This window comes from Lysobacter capsici, from assembly GCF_014779555.2.
Classification (GTDB): domain Bacteria; phylum Pseudomonadota; class Gammaproteobacteria; order Xanthomonadales; family Xanthomonadaceae; genus Lysobacter; species Lysobacter capsici.
Map to the genome: position 1 here is coordinate 72,330 of NZ_CP094357.1, position 23,294 is coordinate 95,623.

Here is a 23,294-nt window from a genome sequence, read left to right on the forward strand (position 1 = left end):
CTGGGACGTCTGGGTCGCTGATGCATTGAGACTTTCGACCATTAGACACCGATGGTGACGTCGTTTCGCTAGCCCGAAAATTGTCAGATCGTCATTCCCGCGAACGCGGGCTCTGCTTTACTTCGGCGGAGCCGAACATCCAGTGACTTCGAGCGTTCTCGCACGAAAGGCCGTGGATGTTCGGCTCCGCCGAAGTAAAGCAAAGCCCGCTTTCGCGGGAATAACGGTAGGAGGTACGTCGGCGCGTGGAAGTACGTTACTTCGGATGACTTGCGTAACCAACAGGAGGGAGCGCTACGCTCTTCCCGATTCCCGATTCCCGATTCCCGATTCCCGATTCCCGATTCCCGATTCCCGATTCCCGATTCCCGATTCGCCCAACTCAACCAATCGCCGCCAACGCCGCCGCCCGCGCATGCAGCGCCGTGGTATCGAACAACGGCACGTCCACATCCGCCGGACCGATCAGCAAGCCGATTTCGGTGCAGCCCAGGATCACGCCCTGCGCGCCGCGCGCGGCCAGTTCGGCGATGATCCGCCGGTACGCGGCGCGCGATTCGTCGCGAATCCGGCCCAGGCACAGCTCTTCGTAGATCACTTTATGCACGAGCTCGCGACCGTCGTCGTCGGGCACGATCACGTCCAGGCCGTGCCGCTCGATCAGCCGCTGCCGATAAAACGCCTGTTCCATGGTGAAGCGCGTGCCGAGCAAACCGATCTTGGTCAGACCGGCCGCGCGGATCGCCGCGCCGGTCGGGTCGGCGATGTGCAGCAGCGGCAGGCCGCTCGCGGTTTCGACCGCGTCGGCGACCTTGTGCATGGTGTTGGTGCAGATCACCAGCAGCTCCGCGCCGCCGTCGCGCAGGCTGCGCGCGGCGCGGCCGAGCAGGGCGCCGGCCGCGTCCCAGTCGCCGGCATGCTGCAGGCGTTCGACTTCGGCGAAATCCACGCTGTACAACAGCAACCGCGCCGAATGCAGACCGCCGAGGCGTTCGCGCACGGTTTCGTTGATCACGCGGTAGTACGGCAGGGTCGATTCCCAGCTCATGCCGCCGAGCAGGCCGAGGGTTTTAGTGACGGTCGCAGTCATGGCGCGAGTATAGCCACGGCGTGCGAATGCCGATGCGCGGCGCGACTTCGCCGATGCGGCGTCATCGCGACGGCGATGCGGCCGGTGTCGCTTCGGCGTCGGGTTTGCCCGCATCCAGTCCGCCGAAGCGCTGGCCGAAGAAATCGCCGGGGTTCCAGCGCGGCCGCTGCGGCGCGTCGGCGATCAGTTGGCCGATGCGCGCGTTGAGTTGCGCCAGACGCGCGGCGTCGGCGTACTGGATCGGTTGTTCGGCATCGTCGTCGGGCTGATGGTAGTGGTCGGCGAGGAAGGCGCGGAACTGCTGACGCGCATCGACGCCGGCATCGCGCGCGACCATGCCGCCGGTCAGATACACCGCCGGCACGCCGGTGCGGATGAAGGCGTACTGGTCGCTGCGGATGAAGATGCTTTCCTCCGGCGACGGGTCGGGCGTCAGGTCGACGCCGACTTCGGCCGCGGCTTGATCGAGCACCGCCTGCAGGCTGGAATGCTCGACCCCGATCGGCACCACGTCGCGGGTCGGCACCCGCATCACCGGCATGTCCATGTTGATGTTGGCGACCAGCGAATCGCGCGGCACGCTCGGGTTGCGCGCGAACCACTCCGCGCCGAGCAGGCCTTTTTCCTCGGCGGTGACCGCGACGAACAGCAGCGAGCGCTTGGGCGGTGTTTTCGCCAGCGCGAGCTGCTGCGCGGTCTCGAGCATGATCGCCACGCCCAGCGCGTTGTCGAGCGCGCCGTTGTAGATCGCATCGCCCTTGACCGGCGCGCCGATGCCCAGGTGATCGAGATGCGCGCTGAACACCACGTGCTCGCGCTTGAGCGCGGCGTCGGTGCCGGGCAGCAAGGCGACCACGTTGCGCGACTGGGTCTGCTCGATCCGATTGCGCGCCGACAGGGTGATCGTGCCGGGCAGATCGAAGCCACGCAGCGTGCCTTCGCGCGCGTCGCGGAACAGCTCGGCCGCGCTGTGTCCGCCGGCGGTGAGCACCGCGTCGGCGCTGGCCGCGCTGACGTTGGCGACTACCGCCAGTTGCGGAAAGGTGTCGATCGCGCGGCCGTCGCTGCCGCGCAGGCGCATGCCCGGCCGCGCCCAGTTCTGCGCGCCGCGCGCCCACGGCTGGCGTTTTTCTTCGTCTTGCGTGGCCACGATCACCGCGCCGACCGCGCCGCGTTCGACCAGGGCGCGGAATTTTTCGCGGAACGAGCTGTAGAACGCGCGCCGGTCGGTATCGAAGCGCTTGGGCGCGCCGTGCATCAGCACCGCGATCTTGCCGCGCAGGTCCAGGCCGATGAAATCGTCGTGATCGAGCTCGGGCGCATGCACCGCCTGACCGACGAACACGGCCGGCGCGGTCACTTGCGACTGGGCGCGATCGAAATCGAGCTGCGGCAGGAACTGCTCGCGAAATTTCAATTCGACCGTGCCGGTGTCGCGCTGCACGATCACACTGCCGCCGCCGTCTTCGCGACTGGCGCGAAGCAGCGGCACGCGCTGGAAATAGCCGCCGTCGTCGCCGGCCGGGCGCAGGCCGATCGCGCGCAGGCGCTGGGCGACGTACAGCGCGGCCAGGTCGAACCCGCGCGTGCCCGCTTCGCGGCCTTCGAGCAGGTCGTCGGCGAGAAAGCGCACGTCGGCCTCGATCCGGCGCGCGTGCGCGCTGGCGGTTGCGTCGAAACCGTCGGCCGGCGGCAGCAGCGGCGCCGGACGCTGGCAGGCCGCGAGCAGCAGCGCGAGCGCCATGGCGGCGGCGCGGTACGAACGGCGGTGCAGACAACGGTACTGGAACGGCGTGCGCGGCATGCGGCGGCTCCCGGCGATGGCTGGACGCCCTGGCGCGGGCGCGCAGCGACGCTAGCACGCGGCGCGGGCGGTGTGCCTGGGTGTGGCCGATTCTTCGATGGACGGCGCCGACACCGGGCGCAGTGGACCACCGTGCCGGCGCAGTTCGCCGCGAACGGGCGTGCCGTCGGCACCCAAAAGCACGGTTTGAGCCCGGCGTTACATTCGCTTACACCGCGTTACAAAACTTTGTCGCGGGCGGGCGGGGGTGACCGAGAAATCCACGTACGTGGTGTGGTTTTTTTCGGCATTACCCTGCGCCGCGAATGAATGCCGATTCACGATCGGCCGGAAAATAACGGAATAACTATGTAAATAAGCCACCAAGATCGGCCCGCAATGCCGTGGCTTATCTGTTCCTTAACTTGCAATGTTTCGCGCCTGCCTAGTGTCCGCGATCAATCGACACCCGGCCCGCGACACGATGCGCACTCCATCCCCCGACACCCCGCTCGCCACGCCATCGCGCACCGGTCCGGGGTGGCGCGTGGCGATGCTGGTGCTGGTCAGCGCGGCGACCACGGCGCTGTTGCTGCTCGACGATCGCCTGCAGCAAGCGGTCAGCGCCAACAATCGGGCGGTGCTGCAACCCGGCTGGGTCGCGGGCTTGATGACGATCGTGACGTGCCTGTGGCTGGGCGGCAGCCGCTGGGTCGCGAACGCGGTGATCGGTGCGTTCGCGGGCATGCAGTTGTTCCAGCTGTGCCATATCGCCGCGATCGGCCGCGCGCTGACGCCGCTGGACGTGGCGATGATCCCGCATGAGTTGAGCGACATCGCGCAAGCGGTGCGGGCCGGCGCCGGCGCTCATTGGCCGACCTTGTTCGCCGGCGGCGTGCCGTATGCGCTGGCGTTCGCGATGTTCAACCTCGGCCTGCCGCGGCTGCGGCTGCCGCGCTTGCGCTGGGCCTTGTTGATCGTGGCGCTGGTGTTCGCCACCCAGTTCTACAACGCCAGCCGCTACACCATGAAGCGCTTCATGCCGCGGCCCGAGCGCAGTTCGCTGCACAACTCGCTGTTGGCCTTCAGCTATTGCGCGGCCAATCTGGTCGGCAAGTCGGTGCGGCGCAATGCCTTGAGTTACCGCGCCTACACCGTGGTCGCCCGCGACGATCCCGACGCGGCCCGCGAGCGGCCGCGCGATGTGTGGCTGGTGATCTTCGATTCGACCCGCACCGATCACTGGGGCCTGGCCGGCTATGCGCGAGCGACCACGCCCACCATGTCGCGCTGGGTCGCGCAGGGCCGGGCGCGCTGGCATCGCGGCCTCGCCGGGGCGGTCTCGACCCGCGCCTCGCTGGGTCTGTTGTTCAACGGCGTGCGCGAGCCGGGCAACATCGCGCAACTGCGCTCGCACGAGGCCAATCTGCTGCGCCTGGCCAAGCGCGCCGGTTACCGCACTTATTGGCTGTCGACCCAGCACGGCGATCTGCTCGACGAGATCGACGCGCCGAGCATCGACGTGATCCGCACCCGCGACAGCGACGAGGCGCGGATCGCCGCGGTCGGCGACGACGCGGTGCTGGACATGCTCGACGCGGTCGACCCCAACGCGCCGCGGCTGGTGGTGATGATGCTGCGCACCGCGCATATTCCCTACGACGATGCCTATCGCCGCCACGGCGGCCGCTATCGGCGCTGGCCGGACGGCGAGGGTCTCACCGAGGGCGCGCGCCTGCTCAATGCCTACGACAACGCGATCGTCTATCAGGACGCGCTGGTCGAGAAGCTGTATCGGCGGTTCGAGCGCGGCGGCGGCGACGGTCTGTTCGTGGTGACCTCCGATCACGGCCAGATGCTCGGCGAGGACGGAGTGTGGGGGCATAACGTGCTGACCCCGCAGATCGCCCAGGTGCCGATGCTGGTGCGCACCCGCGGCGCGGCGCAGATGCCGCTGGCCGGCAACGGCGACTGGCTCAGCCATCACGATCTGGCGCGCGCGCTGGCATGGCGGATGGGGTTTTCGATCCACAATCCCAACGCGCGCGCCGGGGTCGATTATCTGCAGGGTTCGGATCTGTTCGGCGACAACCTGTTTCGCGAGCTGCGCATCGTCGATGGGCATCTGCAGTTGGGCGAGTTGTCTGGGCTCGGGCATTCGCATGAGGGGCATGCGCACGGCGCGGGCGATCGCGAGAGCGATTGAGTCGTCGCAGCTTCAGCCCAGGCTGACATTCATGACGAAGCTTCGCGCAGTTTCTTCTCGGCCTCGACCAACGGCGGCGCATCGGCTTCCAGGTTCAGCCGCATCAGCGCGATCGCCTGTTCCAGCAGATTGCGCGCATCCGGGCGCCGGCCCTGGCGCAATGCGACGTCGGCGGCGACCAGTTGAATCTTCGACAGCATCACCGGGTTTTTGTAGGCCGGGCTCTGCGCGGCGCGTTGCAGCGCTTCGTCGGCGAACACCGCCGCCTGCTTGAGATCGCCGCGGCCCATCGCGACCTGCGCGGCCAACGAGGCGATCCCGGGCAGGAAGTTGATGTCTTCGGGCCGGGTCGCCAGGTTCACTTCGGTGCGCGCCTGATCCAGATTGGCCTGGGCGCGATCGAACAGCTTGTTCATGACCAGGGTCTGGACCAGGCGCAGTTGCGTGCCGATCGCGCCGTCGCCGTCGCCGGCCTGGCGCTGCAGGGCGATGGCGGCGTCGAAATCGGCGTAGGCCTGATCGAAACGCCGCAACCGGCTGTAGGCCACCGCGCGCACGATGTGGGCGCGCGCGCGCCACGGCAGCGCGATCGGCTCGTGCTGGTCGCGCAGGCGCTCGAGCGCTCCGGTTTCCATCTCGATCGCGCGATCGTACTGGGCGAGCGTTTCGCCGTAGACGCCGCCCATGTTGATTTCCAGCATCGCCACGGTCTGCGGATCGAGCCCGATCGCCACGGCGATCGCGCGGCCGCGTTCGAAGTGCTCGATCGCCTCCTTGCTGCGCCCGAGTGCGTTCAAGGTGGTGGCGATGTCGTTTTCGATTTCGAAGGTGTAGCGGCTGCGTTCGCCGTAGACCCGGTAGGCGATGCGCAGCGCCTGCTCGCCCGCGGCCAGCGATTCGGCATAGCGCACCTGTTCCTGGCGCAGGCTCAGGGTGACCCGGTACAGCTGATACCAGCTCAGGTGGTCGGGATCCCAGGCGGTCTTCGCGGCGCGCTGGGCGGCCTGCAGGCGGCGGTCGGCCTCGTCGAGCGCGCCGGCGCGCAGCGCGGGCGGGACAAGTGCGAGCAGCAGATTGGCGTACTGCTCGGAACGTGTACCGCCGGTCGCCGCGAGCAGCGCCAGACCGCGCCTTGCATAGGTTTCGACCTCGTCGTCGCGGCCGGCCTGCACGGCGACGGCGATGTAGTCCAGGTGGGCCTGGGCCCGATCCAGCGGGTCGGCGCGTTGGCGTTCGCGCAGCACGACCAGCTCGCGCAGGGTCTTGAGCGCCTCGTCATGGCGCTCCAGTGCGCTGAGCAGCGAACCGCGCACGCTGAGCAGGCGCGCATGCAGTTCGGGGTCGATCGGCGGGTGTTTGACGAGCACGGCGCCGGCGCGTTCGGCCGCAGCCAAGCCGGGCCTGGGGTCGTGGGTGGCGTCGTAGACCTCGGCGATGGTGAGCCAGGCGACCGCGCGGGTGGCGTCGTCCTGGTGGCTGTCGGCCTGCAACTGCTCGGCCGCGCGCGCCAGCAGCGCCGAGACCGTGATCGGTTCGCCGCGCAGTGTGTCCGGCGAGGTCTGCGCGAGCACCGAGGCCAGGAACTGGCGCGAGGCCTCGGTGTAGCCGGCTTCGCGTTCGGCGCGCAGGCGCGAGGCCTGGGCGACGCGCTCGGCGGCGAGCGCGCGTTGCCGCTCGACCTCCAGCCGCCACACGAACGCGCCGGCGGCGATCAGCGCGAGCAGCGCCGCGGCGGTGGCCAGGCGGTGGCGGGCCACGAACTTGCGCAGCCGGTACAGCGGGCCGCCATTGGCGACCGAAATCGGCAGGCCGTCGAGGTAACGGCGCACGTCGTCGGCGAGCGCGGCGGCGGTGGCATAGCGCTCGCCGGGGTCTTCGGCGCAGGCGGTCAGCACGATCCGGTCGAGGTCGCCGCGCAGGCCGCGGCGCAGCGCGGCGTCGTCGGTCTGGCGGCTCGGCGCGGGCACCGGGCCGTCGCGGCCGCGCAGGTCCGACAGCTTGCGGCCGGTCGTCAGGTCGAACAGCAATGCGCCCAGACCGAACACGTCGGTCGCGGTGGTGGCGGCCTCGCCGCGGCGTTGTTCGGGCGCGCCATAGCCCGGGGTGAAGGCGACGGTGGCGGTCTGGGACGGATCGGCGCCGTCGATCAGGGTGGCGATGCCGAAATCCAGCAGCGCCGGCCGGCCGTCAGGGCGGACCACGATGTTCGACGGCTTCAGGTCGCGATGCAGCACCAGCCGCTGGTGCGCGTGCTGGACCGCCTCGCACAGGCCCAGGAACAGCTGCAGGCGTGAGCGCAGCGAGCCCGGCGCGTCGGCCAGGTGCTGGTGCAACGGCACGCCTTCGACATAGTCCATGACCAGATACGGCTGGCCGGCCTCGGTCAGGCCGCCGTCGATGTGACGCGCGATCAGCGGATGGTCCAGGCTCGCCAGCAGGCCGCGTTCGCGCGCCATGCGCCGGATCGCGGACTGGGTCGGCAGGCCGTGCAGCAGTTTCAGCGCGGCCCGCTGCACGCCGTCGCCGGCTTCGCGTTCGGCCAGGAACACCGTGCCCATGCCGCCGGCGCCGAGTTCGCGCAACAGCCGGTACGGGCCGATCGTGGAGGGCGTGCCGGCGGCGGCCTGGGCGGCGAAGGCCGCGGCCAGCCGGTCCGACAGCGGATCGGCCGGTGCGTCGGCGTCGGCCTCGCCGTCGTGCGCGGTGACGCGATCGAGCAGGCGCCGCACCGCCGCGCGCACCTCGGGGTCGGGTTCGGTGTCGAGCAGGTACTGGCCGCGTTCGCCCGGCGGCCGGGTCAGCGCCGCATGGAAGGCGTGTTCGATCCGGGCGAACTGCTCCGGGGTCATGGCGCGAGCTGCTCGCGCAGCCAGGCCTTGGCGAAACGCAGGTCGCGTTCGACCGTGCGCACGTTGATCGCCAGGGCGTCGGCGATTTCCTGCTGCTTGAGCCCGACCAGGAACGCCAGCTCGATCACCCGGCACTGGCGCGGGTAGGGTTTGTCGAGCGCGACCAGCGCGTCTTCGACTTCCAGCCAGCGCTGATCCGGGGTCGGGCCGTGCGGCGCCGATTCGCGCGCCGGATCGAACGCGGTGATCACCACGTCGCCGCCGCGCTTCTCGGCCTGGCGCTGGCGGATCACGTCGATCAGGGTGCAGCGGATCGCGGTCGCGGCGATGCGGAAGAAATGCTGGCGGTCCTGCGCCTGGATGCGGTCGCCGAGCAGGCGCAGCAGGGCTTCGTTGACCAGTTCGGTCGGGTCGATGATCGAACGGCCCATGCGCGCCAGGCGGCGGATCGCGATGCCCTTGAGCTCGCCGTAGACCAGGGCGTACAGCGCGTCGCGCGCGGATTCGTCGCCGGCGCGATAGGCCTGCAACAGACGGGTCACGTCTCCTTTCGTTTGCTCGTCCGGCAAGTCGGGTCCTCCTGACCACCCAAGCATACGACGGTCACGCTATTTGCGCCTACCGACACGATAGTTGTGACGGTCAGGCCGAAGCGGTCCGCTGCGAGCACGATTCCGCGTCGTGCGAGGGCTTCGACCCCCAGCCTTTCGATCCGGGTATCGCTCAGCAAATCCGCCGGGCGATGTCGGGTTTTCGGATCGGTTTACGAACTGGGGAATGCGGCTTGCCCATGCAGCGCGCGCGGCGCGCCTACCCCGGCATGGACGCCAACGCCGTGTCGTGCATGGGCAGGACGCGCACGCCGAAAATCCAAGAGAACGTCCGCATGAACACGCCCGATCCCGCAGCGCCGGCCGAACTGGCCCAGGGCAAGGACGCCGGCCGTGACGAAGCTGCGCCGTCGATCCCGGCGGCGCGCGCCGAACCGGGCGACACGGCCGGCGCGAACCGCGATGCCGGCCCGCAGTCGGGCGAGAACGCACGCGACGAGAACGCGCGCGCCACGCCACCGGCGAGCGAGCGTGATTTGCGCGCGGGGCTTTTCTTCGCGCCCTACCGCTGGTGAATCGCGACGGCGCGAACGACTTCGCCATCGCAGCCGCGCTGCCGTCGATGCCACGCCGTCCGCCGGCTACTTACGAGCTCGACGTCGATCCGGGAATCGCCGCATCGACGCCGTTGTCCAGACTGAAGCCGAACGCCGCCGCCACGCCCAGCAGGATCAGCAGCCACAGCACCGCGCCGATCGCGATCCAGGCGTAATTCGCCACGGTCAGGCGCGCGTTGGATTCGCCGCGTGGATCGCCGCAGGCGGCGTTGGCCGCGCGCTGGATCCGCAGCAGGCTCCAGCCCACCGGCAGCAGGGCCAGCACGCCGAGCAGGTCGGTGTGGGGCGAGCCGATGCCGCGCGCGCTCAGCTGGTCCAGCACGGCGTTGCCGATGGTCGCGATCACGTACACGGTCGCCATCGCGCCCGGCGCCCACGCATGGTCGCGCCCGGTCTTGCGCAGGACTGCGTCGATGCGCGCGGTCAGGGCATGGGTGTAGAAGATCGCGAACAGCGTGCGCACCAGCGGCCACAGGTACTCGCCGCTGGCGGCGCGGTAGCGCGCCCAGTGCATGTACGACCAATACAACTGGTATACGCCGAAGGTGGCGAAGAACAGGATGCAGAACTTGCGCGCGGAGACGATCAGGAATTCGTCGCCGCGGTCGGCCGGCCCGGCCGGCTGGGTCACCGCGGCGGTCGGCGGGGCGTAGAGGTTGGGTTCCATGCGTTGTCGAAGCGCTCCTGCAAACCAACGGGGTCGATCAGTCGAACAACACGGCCACGCCGATCCCGCCTTGCAGGTCCGGACTGTCGCGGTCCAGGCCCCAGTCCAGCGACGCGTCGAGCTGCACGCGCGAGGTCGCCATCCAGGTCACGCCGGCGCCGGCGACCGAGGTCGTCGATTGGTGATCGATATGCGAAATGCCGGCTTCGATATAGGCCCCGACCGTGTCGCTCAGGGCGACGCTGAGGCTCGGCGACCAGGTCCAGGTGTCCTCGCCGTCGCTGCGGTCAAGGTTGAAGTACAGCGCGCCGGACACGCGCTCGCTGAAGTCGTAGCCCAGGGTGGTGCCGAGCGTGTATTGCGTAGCGCCGTTGCTGAAATCGCGCGCGCCGCTGGCGGCGGTGACGGCGCCGAGCACGGCCCAGGAAAACTTGTCGTGCGAAGAAGGCAGCGCGACCTTCAACGCCAGCCCGGTGTCGCCGGCGCCGTGGCGCGAGCGGCGGCCGCCATCGTCGTTACGTTCGCGCAGATAGTTGTACGGCGAGGTCGCCAGTTGCAGCTCGACCGTGTCGCTCAGGCCCAGGCGCAAGGTGGTGTTGGCGTTGTACTGGGTGCTGCGGGCGCCGCCGTCGTCGTCGCGCTGGAAATCGGGCAGGCCCTGCTCCCAGGCGAAGCGGCCCTTGGGCAAGGTGCCGGTGGAGAACGCGATGCCGGGACGGTCGAACGACGGCGCGTCGTCGGCGTGGGCCGGCGCGGCCGTGCCCAGGCCGATCAACGCGGCCATGCACAGCGGGATCGAACCCGGCTTCATGCGCATGCTCGCGTCCGCCGCCGATGACGATCGCTCGACGCGTCCAGGCGCAGTTTCCCTTCCCGCATTGCTTTACTCCCTTCGTTCCGGGCAGCGGCGCCTTACCGCCGCGCGCGCTTACAGCTTCTTCCAGCGGCCGCGCTGGTTTTCGCAGGCGGCCTGCAAGGCGGCGAGCTGATCGGGGGTGCGCTGGTAGTAGTAGATCTGCGCCGGCGCGCCGCGCGGCGAATCGCACACACCGCCGGCGCCGCTGGGGCACGACGGAACCAGCCGCATGTCGACCTGGCCGCCCATGCCCTCGAGTCCGGGCGCCTGGCCGCTGCACTGCACCTTCTGCTGGCCTTCGGACAGGTTCATCTCGGTTTCGGTGCACTCGTTGATGACCTGACCCATGATCTGGCCCTGCATCATGCAGGCGCTCTTGGCGTAGGCGAGCGGGCAGGCGAGCAGCAGGGCGGCGAAAGCGAGCGGTGCGGTAAGACGGCGCATGGCGAGGGCTCCGGAGGCGACGGGAAACCGCGGCCCCGAGGGGCGCGGCAGTCAGGAGACGAAGCGCGTGACGCATCGAGGCGCCGAGCGGTCCATCCCCATGGACACCACATCACTCTAGCGCGCCTGGATGACCGGTGGCACACGTTCGGCTCGGACCAGCCGCTGCCCGCGTTGCGAAGCGTGAAGCCTCAGCGCGTGGATACCGGCGCGCCGCACTGCGTATTGCGATGAACGCAGCCGGCGGTTGCGCGACTACTCTTCCTGCCCGTTGCGCGGCGGAAACCGCAGCACCACGCCGGTCTGGTGCTCGGGGCGGTTCCACAGCACCGGCACCTCGCGCGGGCTCGGCGGCTCGAGTTCCTCGTGCGCCGGGACCATCGATTCATCCTCGTCTTCCCAGCTGTAGCGCTTGCGCGGCGGCAGCGGGTCGCGCAGGCGGAACACGAAGGCGGCGATCACGCCGGCCACCGCGCCACCCAGGTGGGCCTGCCAGGACACGCCGATCTCGCGCGGCAGCACGGTCAGCAGCATGCCGCCGTAGAGCAGGAACGCGATCATCGCCGCGGCGATCGAAGGCCGGTCGCGGCGCAGCAGGCCCAGGGTCATGACCAGGAACATCAGGCCATGGGTCACGCCGCTGGCGCCGAGGTGATAACTGCCCGGATCGCCGAGCAGCCACGCGCCGATGCCCGAGCCGATCCATACGATCGGCAGCGCCCGCACCGTCGCCTTGGGATAGACCGCGCCGGCCAGGGTGCCGAGCAGCAGCAAGGACGTCGCGTTGGCGGCCAGATGCTCGACCGAGCCGTGCAGCAGCGGCGCGGTCAGCAGCCCGATCAGGCCGTGCAGCGACCACGGCTGGACGGTGAAGGCGCGCACGTCGAAGCTGCTCTGGGCGGCGAACACCGCCACCAGCAACAGCACGAACGCCAGGCTGGCGTTGAGCGCGCGCAGCAGGCGGCGGCGGTCGGCCTTGCGCTGGGCCGGGGTGTCGGGGACGGGGGCTTCGGTGGGCAGTTGCATGCAAACCAGATTGGCACCGCCGGCGACCTTTGCAAGCCGGCCCGGGCGGGCTTCTTTGTCCCACCCACGGGAATGTGGCCGCGGTCAACAACCGGCCCGGCCCCGCCCGCGCGGGCGTCGACGGCCACCCAGTCCGGGAGGAACCGCCCGGCCCCGGTAGAATGGGCCGATGAATAACGAAATCCCCACCGTACGCCTCAAGAACGCCTGGAAATCCACCCACCCCTGGATCTTCCAACGCCTGGTCGACAAGCCCGCCCAGCGGCCCAAACCCGGCGCCATCGTCAACGTGGTCGGGGTCGACGGCGTCTGGATCGGCCGCGGCTTCTACAACGGCCATTCGCGCATCGCCCTGCGCATGCTCGAAAACGACCCGGACGTCGAAGTCGACGCCGAGTGGTTCGCGCGCAAGATCGCCGCCTCCGTGTCGCTGCGCCGCGACGTGCTCAAGCTCGATCAGGTCAGCGACGCCTGGCGCGTGGTGCACAGCGAGGGCGACGGCATCAGCGGCCTGGTCGTGGACCGTTACGGCGATCTGTTGGTGGTCGAATACTTCAGCGCCGGCGCGTTCCGTCATCGCGAATGGATCTACGACGCGCTGCGCGCGCAGTTCCCGGGCTGCCGCTTCTACGCCTTCGCCGACGAGCACGTGCAGAAGCAGGAAAGCTTCGACTTCCGCGGCACCGAACCGGTCCCGCCGTCGACCATCACCGAATACGGCATCAAGTTCCGCGCCGATCCGGCCGGCGCGCACAAGACCGGTTTCTTCGCCGACCAGCGCGAGAACCGCGAATGGTTGTCGCAGCAGGTCGCCGGCAAGCGCGTGCTCGACCTGTGCTGCAACACCGGCGGCTTCGGCGTCTACGCCAAGGCGCGCGGCGCCGAGGAAGTGATCGGCGTGGACATCGATGCCGACGTGCTCAACATCGCCAAGGGCAACGCCAAGCTCAACGGCGCCAACGTCAAGTTCGTCCAGGCCGACATCTTCCCGTACCTGCGCGACATGGGTAACGCGGGCGAGCAGTTCGACGTGGTGATCCTCGATCCGGCCAAGATGACCCGCGATCGCGAGCAGGTGATCGCCGCGCTGAAAAAGTATCTGGATATGAACAAGCTGGCGCTGGGCGTGGTCAAGCCGGGCGGTTTGTTCGCGACGTTCTCGTGCACCGGTCTGGTCAGCGAAGACCAGTTCCTCGACATGCTGCGCCGCGCCGCGTTCTATGCCGGCCGCACCGTGCAGGTGCTGAAGGTGTCGGGCGCCGGCGCGGACCATCCGTGGCTGGCGCAGGTGCCGGAGTCGCGGTATCTCAAGGCGGTGTTTTGCCGGGTGCTGGATTGAGGTGAGGTGGGTTGCGCGTCGGCATTCGCGCAGCCATCCGCCTACGACGCAAATGTTCCCTCTCCCGCTTGCGGGAGAGGGCTAGGGTGAGGGTATGAGCGCCGAAGGCGCGAATGCTTTTGGTTTTCGCCAGACCTCGCGCCCCCTCACCCCAACCCTTTCCCGCAAGCGGGAGAGAGAGCGGTACGCGGTGAGAGGAAATAGAACGATCAATCGGGCGCCCGAAACCCCGCCACATGCCGCGCCTTGTAGCTATCGGGCCGATACGCTACCTCGCGCGCCAGCGCATCCACAAACCCCGGCTCCCCGATCCGCGCACGTTCGCCGGCATCGAGTTCGAGCGTGAGTTCGTAACTGGCGATCGTGCCGCACAGCACCGACAGATAACGGCGCTCGCCGTCGGCGTACAGCGTCCAGGCCCAATCGCGTTGGTCGATGAGTTGCATTCCGGTTTCGCCCACGCGTTCAGCCGAATATGGTTTGCACATAACCGATGACGCCGACGAACTTCCACTGCCCTCGCTGGAGCGCGAACAATTCCATTCGACCGTCCTGACCCGAGTTGCGATACGTCGTCTGGACATACACCAGGGCGTGATCGCCGCGCGCCGACACGACCGGCCGGCTGATCCGGAGGATGCCGTTGGCCTGCGGATAGGCTCGGTAGAAGGCCGGCGGAATGCCGCAGTAGAACACCGGCGGGTCCTCCTGCATCGAAAGAATGGCCGTTACCCGCTCGCGGTCGACCGGAACGATGCCGGGCACCGAGCGTGTGTCCAGCGGCTGTTGCCGGACGTTGAAGCGCCGCAAGGCATCGACCAGCGTCTCGGACAGATTCCGATCGATCAGGTGGATGGAGCGATCCGGGGAATTGCCAGGATCTTCGTACCATTCCGGTGTCAGCTCGCTGCAACGCTCCTGACTCTGCGGAGGCTTGCCGCAAATGGATACGGTGGCGTTTTCCAATGCGAGGCGACGTTGCGATCCATTGGCGTCGAACGTCGGCGACCGTTCGGTGATCTGCTGATGTTCGACGACCGCAATCAGAATCGCGCGCTGCTCCGCGGCCGTCGCCACGCGCGGTTTTCCGACCGGTGCGACGAACAAGTTCGTTTTTGAAGAATTGGGCACGATGACCAGCGCCACCGCCACCACGATGCAAGCGGCATACAGCAGCGACGTGAGCAGCGACGGAGCACGCGCGCCGTGGCCGTGGCCATGAGAACCATCGCTCGATGAACGGGAAGACGATGCAGTCATGGTCGAGCGTCTCTGCGCGCTTGCGCGATCGCGGCAGCGTAGGCGCAGGCGCGGCCGGCGGGCAATACGTTCAGCCGATCGAAGGCCCGCGTCGGTTTCCGGCTCAGGCCTTCCACCACAGAATCGTCGGCGGGTCCTCGGGACGGGTCTGCTCCAGGCGCTGCAGCGCGCCCACGTCCAGGCCGGGCAGATGCACGCTCATCGCCATGGCGACTTCGCGATAGCCCGGCCAATCGGTACGCAGCTCCAGGCGCTCGCCGGTCGCGGTGCCGACCTCGACGAAGATCAGCCGGCGCTCGTTCGCGTCGATCGCGTAGCCGTCGATGCCGTCGATGTCGGTCCAGCGGATGCCGTGGATGCGTCCGGCGCCGTCGTCGCGCCAGACGCCGCGCGGATCGGCGTACAGCCTGGGATCTTGCGGGTTCATGCGAACGGTCCTTGCACGGACGGGGCGGCTGCTGCCGAACCGGTGGGCAGGCAAGATTGGCACATTGGATATGCGCAATCGGGTGCCGTACGGAACACAGGAGGCATGGTCGAGTGGTCAAATGTGATTGTCGTCACGCTTACTCCGGGCATCGGATCGGTCGCCCAGCCTCGCCTGCGCGCTACGCACCGGTTGCGACGGCAGCCACGACCGCCCCCCTGTAGGAGCGACGCAAGTCGCGACCGCGACCCCGCGCCCGCGGCGCAGGCAGCATGCCGCGATCGCAGCCGGCGACCGAAGCAAATCCCCGTGCGCGGCAGCTCCCGCATCGGGAATCGACGCCATCGCAGTGCGACCACCTGAAGACCACCCCACCCACACCGACGCGCTCCGCCCCTCGCCGCCCCCGCGTCGCAGGAACTGAGACTCACCCGCTTAGACTGGCGCCGTAAACTGGCGGTCCCAGGCGCCCGATCGGTGCCCGCCCCCGCCCGGCGGACCCCCGCCGCGCCGCGCCGGCCGCGCCGTCGCCTCCCTTCCCGCCTTGCAGAGACCCCATGCCCCTGACCGCCGCCCTGTTCGCCATCGTGTTCGCGTTGCTGATCGGCGCCGCGCTCGCCTGGCTGCTCGCGCGCGCCGGCGCCGCGCGCGCGCTGGAGGCCGCGCGCGGCGAGCTGGGCGCGCAGTTGAACGCGGCCAACACCGAGCGCGCGCAGTTGCTCGAGCGCAGCGCGCGCATTCCCGAACTGCAGGGGCGCCTGGACGAACTCGAGGACCTGCGCGACCGCCTGATCCACGACAGCGGCCAGCTGCGCGAGGCCATCGGCCGCGCCAGCACCGAGCTGGAAAAGGAACAGCAGGCCCTGCACCGCCTGCGCGCGCAGCTGGAGGACGCCGAACGCCTGCGCGACGCGGCCAATGCCGAGCTGCAGCGGCGCAGCGTCGAACTCAGCCGCATGAGCACCCAGCTCGATGCCGAGCGCAGCCAGTCGCAGGAAAAGATCGCCCAGCTCAAGGACGTGCGCGACGAACTGACCACCCAGTTCAAGAACCTCGCCAACGACATCCTGGAAGAAAAGAGCAAGCGCTTCACCGAACAGAACCGCAGCCACCTGGGCCTGCTGCTCGATCCGCTGCAGCAGAAGCTGGCCGAATTCCAGACCCGGGTCGAAACCGTCTACGACAACGAAACTCGCGACCGCACCGCGCTGGGCGAACAGGTGCGCCAGCTGATGGCGCTGAACCAGTCGCTCAGCGAAGACGCGAAGAACCTCACCACCGCGCTCAAGGGTTCCAGCAAGACCCAGGGCGCGTGGGGCGAGTTGATCCTCGAACGCGTGCTCGAATCGGCCGGGCTGCGCAAGGGCGAGGAATACGACGTCCAGGAAAGCCACGGCACCGAGGACGGCGAGCGCCGCCCCGACGTGACCATCCACCTGCCTGAAGACCGGCATCTGGTGATCGATTCCAAGGTCTCGCTGCTCGCCTACGAGGAGTACGCCAGCGCCGAGGACGAGGAGCAGCGCGGGCGCGCGATCAAGCGCCATCTCGACTCGGTGCGCGCGCACATGCGCGGCCTGTCGGACAAGCGCTATCAGGAGCTGTACGGCCTGCGTTCGCTGGATTTCGTGCTGATGTTCGTGCCGATCGAACCGGCCTTCATGCTCGCGGTCACCCACGACCGCAACCTGTTTATGGACGGCTGGCAGCGCAACGTGCTGGTGGTCAGCCCGTCGACCTTGCTGTTCGTGCTGCGCACCGTCGCCCATCTGTGGCGGCAGGAGGCGCAGAACCGCAATGCCCAGGAAATCGCCAAGCGCGGCGCGCAGCTGTACGACCGCTTGTGTTCGTTCGTGGCCGACCTGGAGAAAGTCGGCGACCGCATCGACCAGGCCAAGGTCAGCTTCGACAGCGCGCGCGACAAGCTCAGCCGCAACAAGGGCAGCGTGATCCGCCAGGCCGAGATGCTGCGCGACATGGGGGTCAAGCCGATCCGCGCGTTGCCGGCGAAACTGGTCGAGTTGTCGGCCGACGATGCATCGACCGACGACGGCATCGAACCCGACGGCCCGCGGCCGATCGAGGGCGCGGCGGGGCTGCTGAGCGCGGAATCCGACAGCCCGGACGATGCAGGCGAGCGGGTGGAGGCCGAGGAAAACGGCGGCGACGGCGGTGAGGATCGCGGCGAGGCCTGATCGATCGGTCGAGCCTGGTCGCGAGCGGGTTTCAGCCCGACTTGCTCGCTCCGCGGCGAGCGAATTCGAGTCGATCCGAAACCGCAGCGTCGGGACTCAAGCCCCGCCTGAGAGACCTCGACGCCAGGTATCAGGGTTGTTCGACCCACTGCGCAAAACCGGCCGCATCGAGCCGATCGCGCACCGCGGACGAAGGCGCCGGGTCGATGAGAACGCGCAATACGTCGTTGTAGCCCGAGCCTTCGTGGTTGCTCCATACATCGGCCAGCAGCGCGAGATTGCTCTGGCTCATGTGCTCGGCCAGCACGCTCAGCAGCGGCAGATAGTCGGCGGAGGGAATCCCGTGCGGGTAGGCGCGCGCCACCAGCTCGGCCGTGCCGCGCAGGTGATCGGGAACATCGGATGAGGTCATGGCGTGGGCCGAGTCGGACGGTGGCGGTCGCGGATTCTTATCATCCCGCGCGGACAAGACGACGCCGGCCGCATCGCGGCAGGCTTGCCAGCGCGAGTCGGGCCGGCGATTTGCGACGGCGGCGCGGGCGGCCACTTACAGCGCCCGTATCGCCTCCTCCCAATCGCAATGAGTGGGCAAGTCGATAACCGTTCCATCGCGCTCGACCAGAATCGGCCCGTTGCCGGCCAACATGGCGCTGGTGTTGCCGGTCTCGACGAATTCGCGGCTGTTGTAGAAAAACACCCAGCCGCGCGCGGTCTCCCGGGTGTGCTCCGGTACGAGTACGAACTCGTCTTGCCCCAAATGCGCGTGGCTCGCGATCCTGGTTTGCGCCAGATGCCGCGCCGCTTCGAAATCGATCGCCGCCATGCCTGATTCCCCAAGTGGAACGATGTCCGATCTTGTCGGCTCGGACGGGACAGATCGCATCGCCGCCGCGCAAAACAAAACGGCCCGGATTCGCATCCGGGCCGTTCGTGGATTCAGGCGTGCAGCGACGCTATGCGGCGCTCAGCGTCCGCCGTCGGTCGGCATCACCGGCATCGCATCGGCCGGGACGCTCGGGTTGCTGTCGTCCTGCAGATAGTCGGGCAGCTGCTCGTCGCTGTTCTTGTCCATGCGGTCGCCGAAGATCTGGTAGTCGCGGCGCTGGGTCCACGAATCGCGCACCAGCGCGTATTCGTCCTCCGCGCCTTCGCGCAGGCTGTCCAGCGGCAGCAACTGGGCGCGCACGTCGACCAGTTGCAGGCCCTGCAGCGGGATGCGGATGCGGTCGCGATCGACCTGGCGCAGCGGGCTCAGCGGCGCGTCGCCGAGCGCGCCGAACGCATCGCGCACGGTGCGCGGCCCGAACAGCGGCAGCTCGAGATAGCGCGAACGCTTCCAGCCCCACACGCCGAGGGTCTGGCCGAAGTCTTCGCTGCGGTTGGGCAGCTTGGCGTCGCTGGCCGGATCGAAGATGCCGGCGATGCCCAGGGTGGTGTTGAGCGCGAACCGGCCCAGCGACTGCGCGGCCTGCTTGGGCTTGCCCTGCAGCAGCGCGTTGAGGGCCGACACCGGCTGGCCGAGGTTGCTGAAGAAGTTGCTCACGCCCAGGCGTATCGGACGCGGCACGACCTTGGTGTAGGCGCGCGCCAGCGGCCGGGCGATGCCCTTGTCCACCGCCATGTTGAAGCGGTGCATCTTGCGGTTGTACTTCTCCCACGGATCGTAGGCGCCGGGCACGTTGGCCGGCGTCGGCAGGGTGGGATCGGCGACCGGGTCGTAGCCCTGCGCGTTGCCGTAGATGTCGTCGAAGTCGCGTTCGGCGTCGGTGCGCGGGTCGGCGACCGGGTCGGTCGGCGGGGCCGCGGTCGGGTCGAGCGCCGGCGGCGCGGGCGGATCGACCTGAGCCAGGCTGTAGTCCAGATCCAGCTCGAGCGGCACCACGGCGAAGTCGTCGCTGTGCGCGGCCGAGGCCTGCTGCGGCGACGAAGCTTCGGCGGTCGCGGTGGCGGTGGCGTCGGCATCGACCGGCGCGCTCGCGGCGATGCCGGCCGCGGACAGCGCGCTCGCCGAATCGGTCTGCACCGGGGCCTGCGTTGAGGCCGCGATCTGCGCGGATTCGGCCGGGGCGGGTTCGATAGCCACCGGCGGCGAAGCCTCGGCCATCGCATCGGCGGCGACCATCGCCGTGGCCGGCGCGGTCAAGCCGGAGGCCGGGCTCGCGTCCTGCGCGAGGGCCGGTGCGGAGTGCAGCGCGGCCAGGATCAGGCCGAGCGCTAAGGGGAGTGCGTGGGGGCGCATGGTTGCAGTCTAGTCTTCCGTTACATCGGTGGGGGCGGCCAGGCCACGTTCGTGGGCGTCGGCGACCGCAACTGTGAACGTGTACGTATGCGGTGCGATCAGCCGCCGAAGCCGAGCGAGGCGTCGAGCCGGTAGGCCGCGCGCAGCTCGGCCAGGCCGGCCGGTTCGCCCTGCACGTCCACGCCGGGCGCCTGCCCGGCCAACTCGGCCAGCAGCGCCAGCCCGGCGCTGTCGACCGAACTGACCGCCGACAGGTCGAACCGGCGCGCGCCTGCGACCAGCGCGCGCGCCTGCGGCCACAACGCGGCGGCCGCGTCGCGATCGAGCTCGCCCGCGAACACCAGGGTGTCGCCGTCCTTGCGCAGGCTGGCCGCGGCCGCGCTCATCTCAGTTGCCGCTCGCCTGGGCCTGCAGCTTGCCGGCCTTGATGTCGGCGGCGACCTGGGCGATCGACTTCTGGTTGAGCGGGGTGTCGAACTGGTTGCGGAAGGTCTGCACGAAGCTGACGCCTTCGACCATCACGTCGAACACCTTCCACTGCGCGCCGTTCTTGCGCAGCAGGTAGTCCACCGGCACCGGCTCGCCGCCCTGGCGCAGGAACTCGCTGGACACCTTGACGATGGCGCCGCCGCGCAGCGGGGTTTCGGACTTGATCCGGACCTGCAGGCGGGTGTTGAAGTCGAGCAGGGCCGAACCGTAGCGCTGCATCAGGCTGCCGGTCAGGGCATCGGCGAACAGGCCGACATCGGCGTCGGACGCGCCGCGGCCGTGGGTGCCCAGGACCAGGCGCGCGGCGTAGTCGCGGTCGAACACCGTGTTGAATTCGGTGGTGATGAACTGGCTCAGCGCGGCGCGGTTCTTGCTGAACTCGGCGCGGCGCGATTCCAGGGTCGACAGGATGCGGGTGCTGTTGGCCAGCACCATCGCGCTGGGCGAACCGGCGGCGGGCGCGGCCTGGCCCGGGGCCGCGGTGGCCTGGGCGAACGCGAACGAGGGAGCGCCGGCGATCAGGGCCGAGGCGAGGACGGTAACGATCAGGGAACGCTTCATTTCTTGGTCTCGTCGGAGGGGGCGGCTTGTTCGCCCTGGAGGTAATCGGGAACGCCGGCGTCGGCGGGCTTGGCCGCGGCCGCGCCGCCGCCATTGCCGCCTTGTGCGCCACCGCCGCTGAACATGTACTTGCCGACCAGCTGGATCAGGTCGACCGCCGGCTGGGTCAGGAAGATCTGGTCGCCGGGCTTGAGGTTTTCCGGGTCGCCGCCGGGGCTCAGCCCGACATAGCTCTCGCCCAGCAGGCCGCTGGTGAGGATGCCCGCGGAGGTGTCGGCCGACAGCGTGTAGCGCTTGTTGATCGCCAGGGTCACCACCGACTGGTACTTGACCGGGTCCAGCGAGATATCGGTCACCTGGCCGACCGTCACGCCGCCGATCTTGACCGGCGCGTTCGGGCGCAGCGGGCCGATCGTAGTGAATTTGGCGGTGATGTTGTAGCTATCGCCGCCGAAACCGAACTTGCCGTTGGTCGAGGCGATCGCCAGCACCAGCAGCGACGCCAGGGCGAGGAGCAGGAATGCGCCGACGGCGAATTCGATGCGGGGACTGCGGATGGACATGGCACCACCTTGGGGATAAAGCCCGCGTGGATCAACGCGGCTGTGGGAACGGTATGCATGGAACGGTGTGGATGCTGCGAAGGGGGCGGCCCCGTCGCGGCGTCGAAGCCCCTCTCCCGCGGGCGGGAGAGGGGTTGGGGTGAGGGCGCGCTTCGCGCTGCAACCTCGCCGTGTCCCTCATCCGCCCTTCGGGCACCTTCTCCCGCTTGCGGGAGAAGGAAGATCGAGCACTCCTCCCGCGAGCGGGAGAAGGGATTACTTACCTGAACAAGAACGCCGACATCACGAAATTGAACATCAGCACCAGCAGCGAGGCGTTCACCACCGCGCGGGTGGTCGCCACCGAGGTGCCTTCGATGGTCGGTTCGGCATGGAAACCGACATAGGCCGCGACCAGCGCCGCGGTCCCGCCGAACACCGCCGACTTCACGAACGCCATCAGGAAGTCGTTCTGGAAATCGACGCTGTCCTTGAGCACCTGCCAGAACGTGCCGGCCTCCAGGCCGATCACGTGGACCGACTCGAAATAGCTCGCGCTAATCGCCAGGCTGCAGAAGAACCCGGTCAGCAGCGGCACGCACAGCACCGCGGCCCAGAACCGCGGCGCCACCGCCTTGCCGATCGGGTCGATCGCCATCAGGCCGAGCGCTGTGATCTGGTCGGTCGCGCGCATCAGGCCCAGTTCGGCCGCGATCGAGCTGCCGGCGCGGCCGATGAACAACAGCGCGGTCAGCACCGGGCCCAGTTCGCGGTACAGGCCCAGGCCCAGCATGGCGCTGACCTGGTTGGCGGCACCATAAGTATCGAGTGCGCGATAGCCCAGCAGGGTCACCGAAAGGCCGACGAACGCGCCGCCAACGGCGATGATCGGCAGCGAACGTGCACCGATCTTGTAGATTTCACGCACCAGCTCGCGGAAGAAGTCGGCGGTCGGCTTGGACGCGCGCAGCACCGACAGCGAGAACAGGCCGGCGCGGCCGAGCGAGCGGGTGGCTTCGATGAAAGGCATCACGCGGCCTCCGAGGTGCGGGGGGCGGCGTCGAAGCCGATCGGGCCGTCGGGCTCGCCGCGCAGGAACTGGCGGACCAGCGGGTCGGTGCTGTGTTCCAGCTCGGCCGGGGTGCCGGAGAACACGATGCCGCCGTTGGCGATCACGATCGCGTGGTCGGCCACCGGCAGGGTCTCGTGGACGTGGTGGGTGACGATGATGCTGGTCAGGCCCAGAGTGTCGTTGAGCCGGCGGACCAGGCTCATGACCACGCCCGACGCGATCGGGTCGAGCCCGGTCAGCGGTTCGTCGTAGATCATCAGCGGCGGGTCCAGCGCCAGCGCGCGGGCCAGCGCGACCCGGCGGGCCATGCCGCCGGACAGCTCGCGCGGATACGCATCGGCGGCGGCGCGCAGGCCGACCGCGTGCAGCTTCATCAGCACCAGCCGGCGGATCAGCGCGGGCGGCAGCTTGGTGTGCGCGCGCAGCGGCAGGGCCACGTTCTCGGCTGCGGTCAGATCGGTCAGCAGGCCGTTGCCCTGCAGCAGCACGCCGATGCCCTTGCGCAGCTCGAGCAGGTCGCGCTGGTTGTGCGGCACCGCTTGGCCGAACACTTCGACCGTGCCGGAGGCCGGCGCGAGTTCGCCGGTCAGCGCCGACAGCAAGGTCGACTTACCGCTGCCGGACGGGCCGAGCACCGCGACGATGCTGCCGGGCGGCACCGACAGATTGATCCCGCGCAGCACGCTGCGGCCGCCGCGGTCGAGGCGCAGGTCGGTCAGGCGGACGATGGGCGTTGGCGTCGTCATGCGGGCAGGCTATCCGTGCGGGGAACGGGCGAACGGCGGAACGCGCCGACGGTCAGGGCCGGCGAAGCGGCGCAGCTTGGCCCACTGCGGCTGAACGGGGGTGGAGCGTCGGACATTGTCGCAGCTTAGCCGGCCGGGCCCGTGCCTGTACCGCAACGGGGTGTTCGACCGGTGGGGTCGGTGGCTGGGGCGATGGTGATGGGGGGCGATTAAAACGGTTTTAAGTGGGCGTGGGTGTGGGGTGGGTGGGAGCAAAAGCGAATCCCCCTCGGTCCCCCTTTGCAAAGGGACGGGTCGCTGCGCATCAAGCGTGCGCGGCTTGTCGCAAGCGCGCC

At 69.0% G+C, this 23,294-nt stretch carries 23 protein-coding genes; 4 read left to right on the top strand and 19 right to left on the bottom strand.

Features of this window, described 5'->3' with window-relative positions; genetic code table 11:
• Positions 1–382: 382 nt before the first annotated feature.
• Both IEQ11_RS00335 and IEQ11_RS00340 read right to left on the bottom strand, forming a co-directional pair.
• On the bottom strand, positions 383–1,090 hold the full coding sequence (locus IEQ11_RS00335; protein ID WP_191822307.1) for an aspartate/glutamate racemase family protein: 708 nt from the start codon (positions 1,088–1,090) through the stop codon (positions 383–385).
• 61 nt (positions 1,091–1,151) lie between these two features.
• The gene (locus IEQ11_RS00340) at positions 1,152–2,894 is read right to left on the bottom strand and encodes a M20/M25/M40 family metallo-hydrolase (protein ID WP_191822306.1); all 1,743 of its coding nucleotides are present in this window, start codon (positions 2,892–2,894) and stop codon (positions 1,152–1,154) included.
• Positions 2,895–3,357: 463 nt separating this feature from the next.
• Between IEQ11_RS00340 and IEQ11_RS00345 the strand changes: the two genes are divergently transcribed.
• A complete protein-coding gene (locus IEQ11_RS00345; protein WP_191822305.1) occupies positions 3,358–5,079 on the top strand; it encodes a phosphoethanolamine transferase in 1,722 nt (573 codons plus the stop codon).
• Between the two features lie 29 nt (positions 5,080–5,108).
• Here IEQ11_RS00345 and IEQ11_RS00350 read toward each other — a convergent pair whose 3' ends face one another.
• Complete coding sequence (locus IEQ11_RS00350) at positions 5,109–7,928, bottom strand: serine/threonine-protein kinase (protein ID WP_191822304.1); 2,820 nt, start codon at positions 7,926–7,928, stop codon at positions 5,109–5,111.
• Positions 7,925–8,470 (bottom strand): ECF-type sigma factor, encoded by a 546-nt coding sequence (locus IEQ11_RS00355; protein ID WP_157753719.1) that lies wholly within the window; start codon positions 8,468–8,470, stop codon positions 7,925–7,927. Before IEQ11_RS00355 ends, IEQ11_RS00350 begins: the two co-directional genes overlap by 4 nt.
• A 242-nt stretch (positions 8,471–8,712) precedes the next feature.
• Here IEQ11_RS00355 and IEQ11_RS00360 point away from each other — a divergent pair, with 242 nt between their 5' ends.
• Positions 8,713–9,054 (top strand): hypothetical protein, encoded by a 342-nt coding sequence (locus tag IEQ11_RS00360; RefSeq protein WP_191822303.1) that lies wholly within the window; start codon positions 8,713–8,715, stop codon positions 9,052–9,054.
• Between the two features lie 70 nt (positions 9,055–9,124).
• Here the strand turns inward: IEQ11_RS00360 and IEQ11_RS00365 are convergent, their stop codons facing one another.
• From IEQ11_RS00365 to IEQ11_RS00380, 4 genes are all read right to left on the bottom strand, one after another.
• A complete protein-coding gene (locus tag IEQ11_RS00365) occupies positions 9,125–9,763 on the bottom strand; it encodes a hypothetical protein (RefSeq protein ID WP_191822302.1) in 639 nt (212 codons plus the stop codon).
• 37 nt (positions 9,764–9,800) lie between these two features.
• Positions 9,801–10,580, bottom strand: coding sequence for a transporter (locus tag IEQ11_RS00370; protein ID WP_228464744.1), 780 nt, complete (start codon positions 10,578–10,580; stop codon positions 9,801–9,803).
• Positions 10,581–10,691: 111 nt separating this feature from the next.
• Positions 10,692–11,063, bottom strand: a complete 372-nt coding sequence (locus IEQ11_RS00375) for a hypothetical protein (protein ID WP_036103434.1) — start codon at positions 11,061–11,063, stop codon at positions 10,692–10,694.
• Between the two features lie 255 nt (positions 11,064–11,318).
• Positions 11,319–12,089: a rhomboid family intramembrane serine protease gene (locus IEQ11_RS00380; protein ID WP_046658600.1), complete on the bottom strand. Its 771-nt coding sequence runs from the start codon at positions 12,087–12,089 to the stop codon at positions 11,319–11,321.
• Positions 12,090–12,258: 169 nt separating this feature from the next.
• On the opposite strand from IEQ11_RS00380, the gene IEQ11_RS00385 reads away from it, so the two are divergent.
• On the top strand, positions 12,259–13,428 hold the full coding sequence (locus tag IEQ11_RS00385; RefSeq protein ID WP_057920317.1) for a class I SAM-dependent rRNA methyltransferase: 1,170 nt from the start codon (positions 12,259–12,261) through the stop codon (positions 13,426–13,428).
• Between the two features lie 209 nt (positions 13,429–13,637).
• On the opposite strand, the gene IEQ11_RS00390 is transcribed toward IEQ11_RS00385, so the two are convergent.
• The 3 genes from IEQ11_RS00390 to IEQ11_RS00400 all read right to left on the bottom strand — a co-directional run bounded on the left by IEQ11_RS00390 (position 13,638) and on the right by IEQ11_RS00400 (position 15,115).
• Entirely contained in the window at positions 13,638–13,874 is a 237-nt protein-coding gene (locus IEQ11_RS00390; protein ID WP_191822301.1) for a hypothetical protein, read from the bottom strand.
• A 19-nt stretch (positions 13,875–13,893) separates the two neighbouring features.
• Positions 13,894–14,688: a hypothetical protein gene (locus tag IEQ11_RS00395; protein WP_191822300.1), complete on the bottom strand. Its 795-nt coding sequence runs from the start codon at positions 14,686–14,688 to the stop codon at positions 13,894–13,896.
• A gap of 103 nt (positions 14,689–14,791) precedes the next feature.
• On the bottom strand, positions 14,792–15,115 hold the full coding sequence (locus IEQ11_RS00400) for a hypothetical protein (RefSeq protein ID WP_036103448.1): 324 nt from the start codon (positions 15,113–15,115) through the stop codon (positions 14,792–14,794).
• A 557-nt stretch (positions 15,116–15,672) separates the two neighbouring features.
• Here IEQ11_RS00400 and IEQ11_RS00405 point away from each other — a divergent pair.
• Positions 15,673–17,310, top strand: a complete 1,638-nt coding sequence (locus IEQ11_RS00405) for a DNA recombination protein RmuC (protein WP_228464742.1) — start codon at positions 15,673–15,675, stop codon at positions 17,308–17,310.
• 130 nt (positions 17,311–17,440) lie between these two features.
• Here IEQ11_RS00405 and IEQ11_RS00410 read toward each other — a convergent pair whose 3' ends face one another.
• The 8 genes from IEQ11_RS00410 to IEQ11_RS00445 form a co-directional block, all read right to left on the bottom strand.
• Positions 17,441–17,722, bottom strand: coding sequence for a DUF3349 domain-containing protein (locus IEQ11_RS00410; protein ID WP_191822299.1), 282 nt, complete (start codon positions 17,720–17,722; stop codon positions 17,441–17,443).
• Between the two features lie 135 nt (positions 17,723–17,857).
• The gene (locus IEQ11_RS00415) at positions 17,858–18,133 is read right to left on the bottom strand and encodes a YrhB domain-containing protein (RefSeq protein ID WP_191822298.1); all 276 of its coding nucleotides are present in this window, start codon (positions 18,131–18,133) and stop codon (positions 17,858–17,860) included.
• Between the two features lie 141 nt (positions 18,134–18,274).
• Positions 18,275–19,414 carry an MlaA family lipoprotein gene (locus tag IEQ11_RS00420; protein WP_191822312.1) on the bottom strand — a complete coding sequence of 380 codons (1,140 nt, stop codon included), beginning with the start codon at positions 19,412–19,414 and terminating at the stop codon, positions 18,275–18,277.
• Positions 19,415–19,647: 233 nt separating this feature from the next.
• Positions 19,648–19,935, bottom strand: coding sequence for an STAS domain-containing protein (locus IEQ11_RS00425; RefSeq protein ID WP_046658605.1), 288 nt, complete (start codon positions 19,933–19,935; stop codon positions 19,648–19,650).
• A gap of 1 nt (position 19,936) precedes the next feature.
• The gene (locus tag IEQ11_RS00430; RefSeq protein ID WP_046658606.1) at positions 19,937–20,599 is read right to left on the bottom strand and encodes an MlaC/ttg2D family ABC transporter substrate-binding protein; all 663 of its coding nucleotides are present in this window, start codon (positions 20,597–20,599) and stop codon (positions 19,937–19,939) included.
• A complete protein-coding gene (gene mlaD / locus IEQ11_RS00435) occupies positions 20,596–21,162 on the bottom strand; it encodes an outer membrane lipid asymmetry maintenance protein MlaD (protein ID WP_036103457.1) in 567 nt (188 codons plus the stop codon). Before mlaD ends, IEQ11_RS00430 begins: the two co-directional genes overlap by 4 nt.
• Before the next feature lie 259 nt (positions 21,163–21,421).
• Positions 21,422–22,171 carry an MlaE family lipid ABC transporter permease subunit gene (locus IEQ11_RS00440; RefSeq protein ID WP_036103460.1) on the bottom strand — a complete coding sequence of 250 codons (750 nt, stop codon included), beginning with the start codon at positions 22,169–22,171 and terminating at the stop codon, positions 21,422–21,424.
• Positions 22,171–22,959: an ABC transporter ATP-binding protein gene (locus IEQ11_RS00445; RefSeq protein ID WP_191822297.1), complete on the bottom strand. Its 789-nt coding sequence runs from the start codon at positions 22,957–22,959 to the stop codon at positions 22,171–22,173. The genes IEQ11_RS00440 and IEQ11_RS00445 overlap by 1 nt, the downstream gene beginning before the upstream one ends.
• Between the last annotated feature and the right edge of the window lie 335 nt (positions 22,960–23,294).

Excerpts from the sequence above, each read along its gene's own strand:
- IEQ11_RS00430 (WP_046658606.1), bottom strand. The coding sequence starts at position 20,599 with ATGAAGCGTTCCCTGATCGTTACCGTCCTCGCCTCGGCCCTGATCGCC.
- IEQ11_RS00380 (WP_046658600.1), bottom strand. The coding sequence starts at position 12,089 with ATGCAACTGCCCACCGAAGCCCCCGTCCCCGACACCCCGGCCCAGCGC.
- IEQ11_RS00385 (WP_057920317.1), top strand. The coding sequence starts at position 12,259 with ATGAATAACGAAATCCCCACCGTACGCCTCAAGAACGCCTGGAAATCC.
- IEQ11_RS00375 (WP_036103434.1), bottom strand. The coding sequence starts at position 11,063 with ATGCGCCGTCTTACCGCACCGCTCGCTTTCGCCGCCCTGCTGCTCGCC.
- IEQ11_RS00405 (WP_228464742.1), top strand. The coding sequence starts at position 15,673 with ATGCCCCTGACCGCCGCCCTGTTCGCCATCGTGTTCGCGTTGCTGATC.
- IEQ11_RS00335 (WP_191822307.1), bottom strand. The coding sequence starts at position 1,090 with ATGACTGCGACCGTCACTAAAACCCTCGGCCTGCTCGGCGGCATGAGC.
- IEQ11_RS00400 (WP_036103448.1), bottom strand. The coding sequence starts at position 15,115 with ATGAACCCGCAAGATCCCAGGCTGTACGCCGATCCGCGCGGCGTCTGG.
- IEQ11_RS00390 (WP_191822301.1), bottom strand. The coding sequence starts at position 13,874 with ATGCAACTCATCGACCAACGCGATTGGGCCTGGACGCTGTACGCCGAC.
- IEQ11_RS00340 (WP_191822306.1), bottom strand. The coding sequence starts at position 2,894 with ATGCCGCGCACGCCGTTCCAGTACCGTTGTCTGCACCGCCGTTCGTAC.
- IEQ11_RS00345 (WP_191822305.1), top strand. The coding sequence starts at position 3,358 with ATGCGCACTCCATCCCCCGACACCCCGCTCGCCACGCCATCGCGCACC.
- IEQ11_RS00365 (WP_191822302.1), bottom strand. The coding sequence starts at position 9,763 with ATGGAACCCAACCTCTACGCCCCGCCGACCGCCGCGGTGACCCAGCCG.
- IEQ11_RS00420 (WP_191822312.1), bottom strand. The coding sequence starts at position 19,414 with ATGGCCGAGGCTTCGCCGCCGGTGGCTATCGAACCCGCCCCGGCCGAA.
- mlaD (WP_036103457.1), bottom strand. The coding sequence starts at position 21,162 with ATGTCCATCCGCAGTCCCCGCATCGAATTCGCCGTCGGCGCATTCCTG.
- IEQ11_RS00410 (WP_191822299.1), bottom strand. The coding sequence starts at position 17,722 with ATGACCTCATCCGATGTTCCCGATCACCTGCGCGGCACGGCCGAGCTG.
- IEQ11_RS00415 (WP_191822298.1), bottom strand. The coding sequence starts at position 18,133 with ATGGCGGCGATCGATTTCGAAGCGGCGCGGCATCTGGCGCAAACCAGG.
- IEQ11_RS00440 (WP_036103460.1), bottom strand. The coding sequence starts at position 22,171 with ATGCCTTTCATCGAAGCCACCCGCTCGCTCGGCCGCGCCGGCCTGTTC.
- IEQ11_RS00445 (WP_191822297.1), bottom strand. The coding sequence starts at position 22,959 with ATGACGACGCCAACGCCCATCGTCCGCCTGACCGACCTGCGCCTCGAC.
- IEQ11_RS00350 (WP_191822304.1), bottom strand. The coding sequence starts at position 7,928 with ATGACCCCGGAGCAGTTCGCCCGGATCGAACACGCCTTCCATGCGGCG.
- IEQ11_RS00370 (WP_228464744.1), bottom strand. The coding sequence starts at position 10,580 with ATGCGCATGAAGCCGGGTTCGATCCCGCTGTGCATGGCCGCGTTGATC.
- IEQ11_RS00395 (WP_191822300.1), bottom strand. The coding sequence starts at position 14,688 with ATGACTGCATCGTCTTCCCGTTCATCGAGCGATGGTTCTCATGGCCAC.
- IEQ11_RS00425 (WP_046658605.1), bottom strand. The coding sequence starts at position 19,935 with ATGAGCGCGGCCGCGGCCAGCCTGCGCAAGGACGGCGACACCCTGGTG.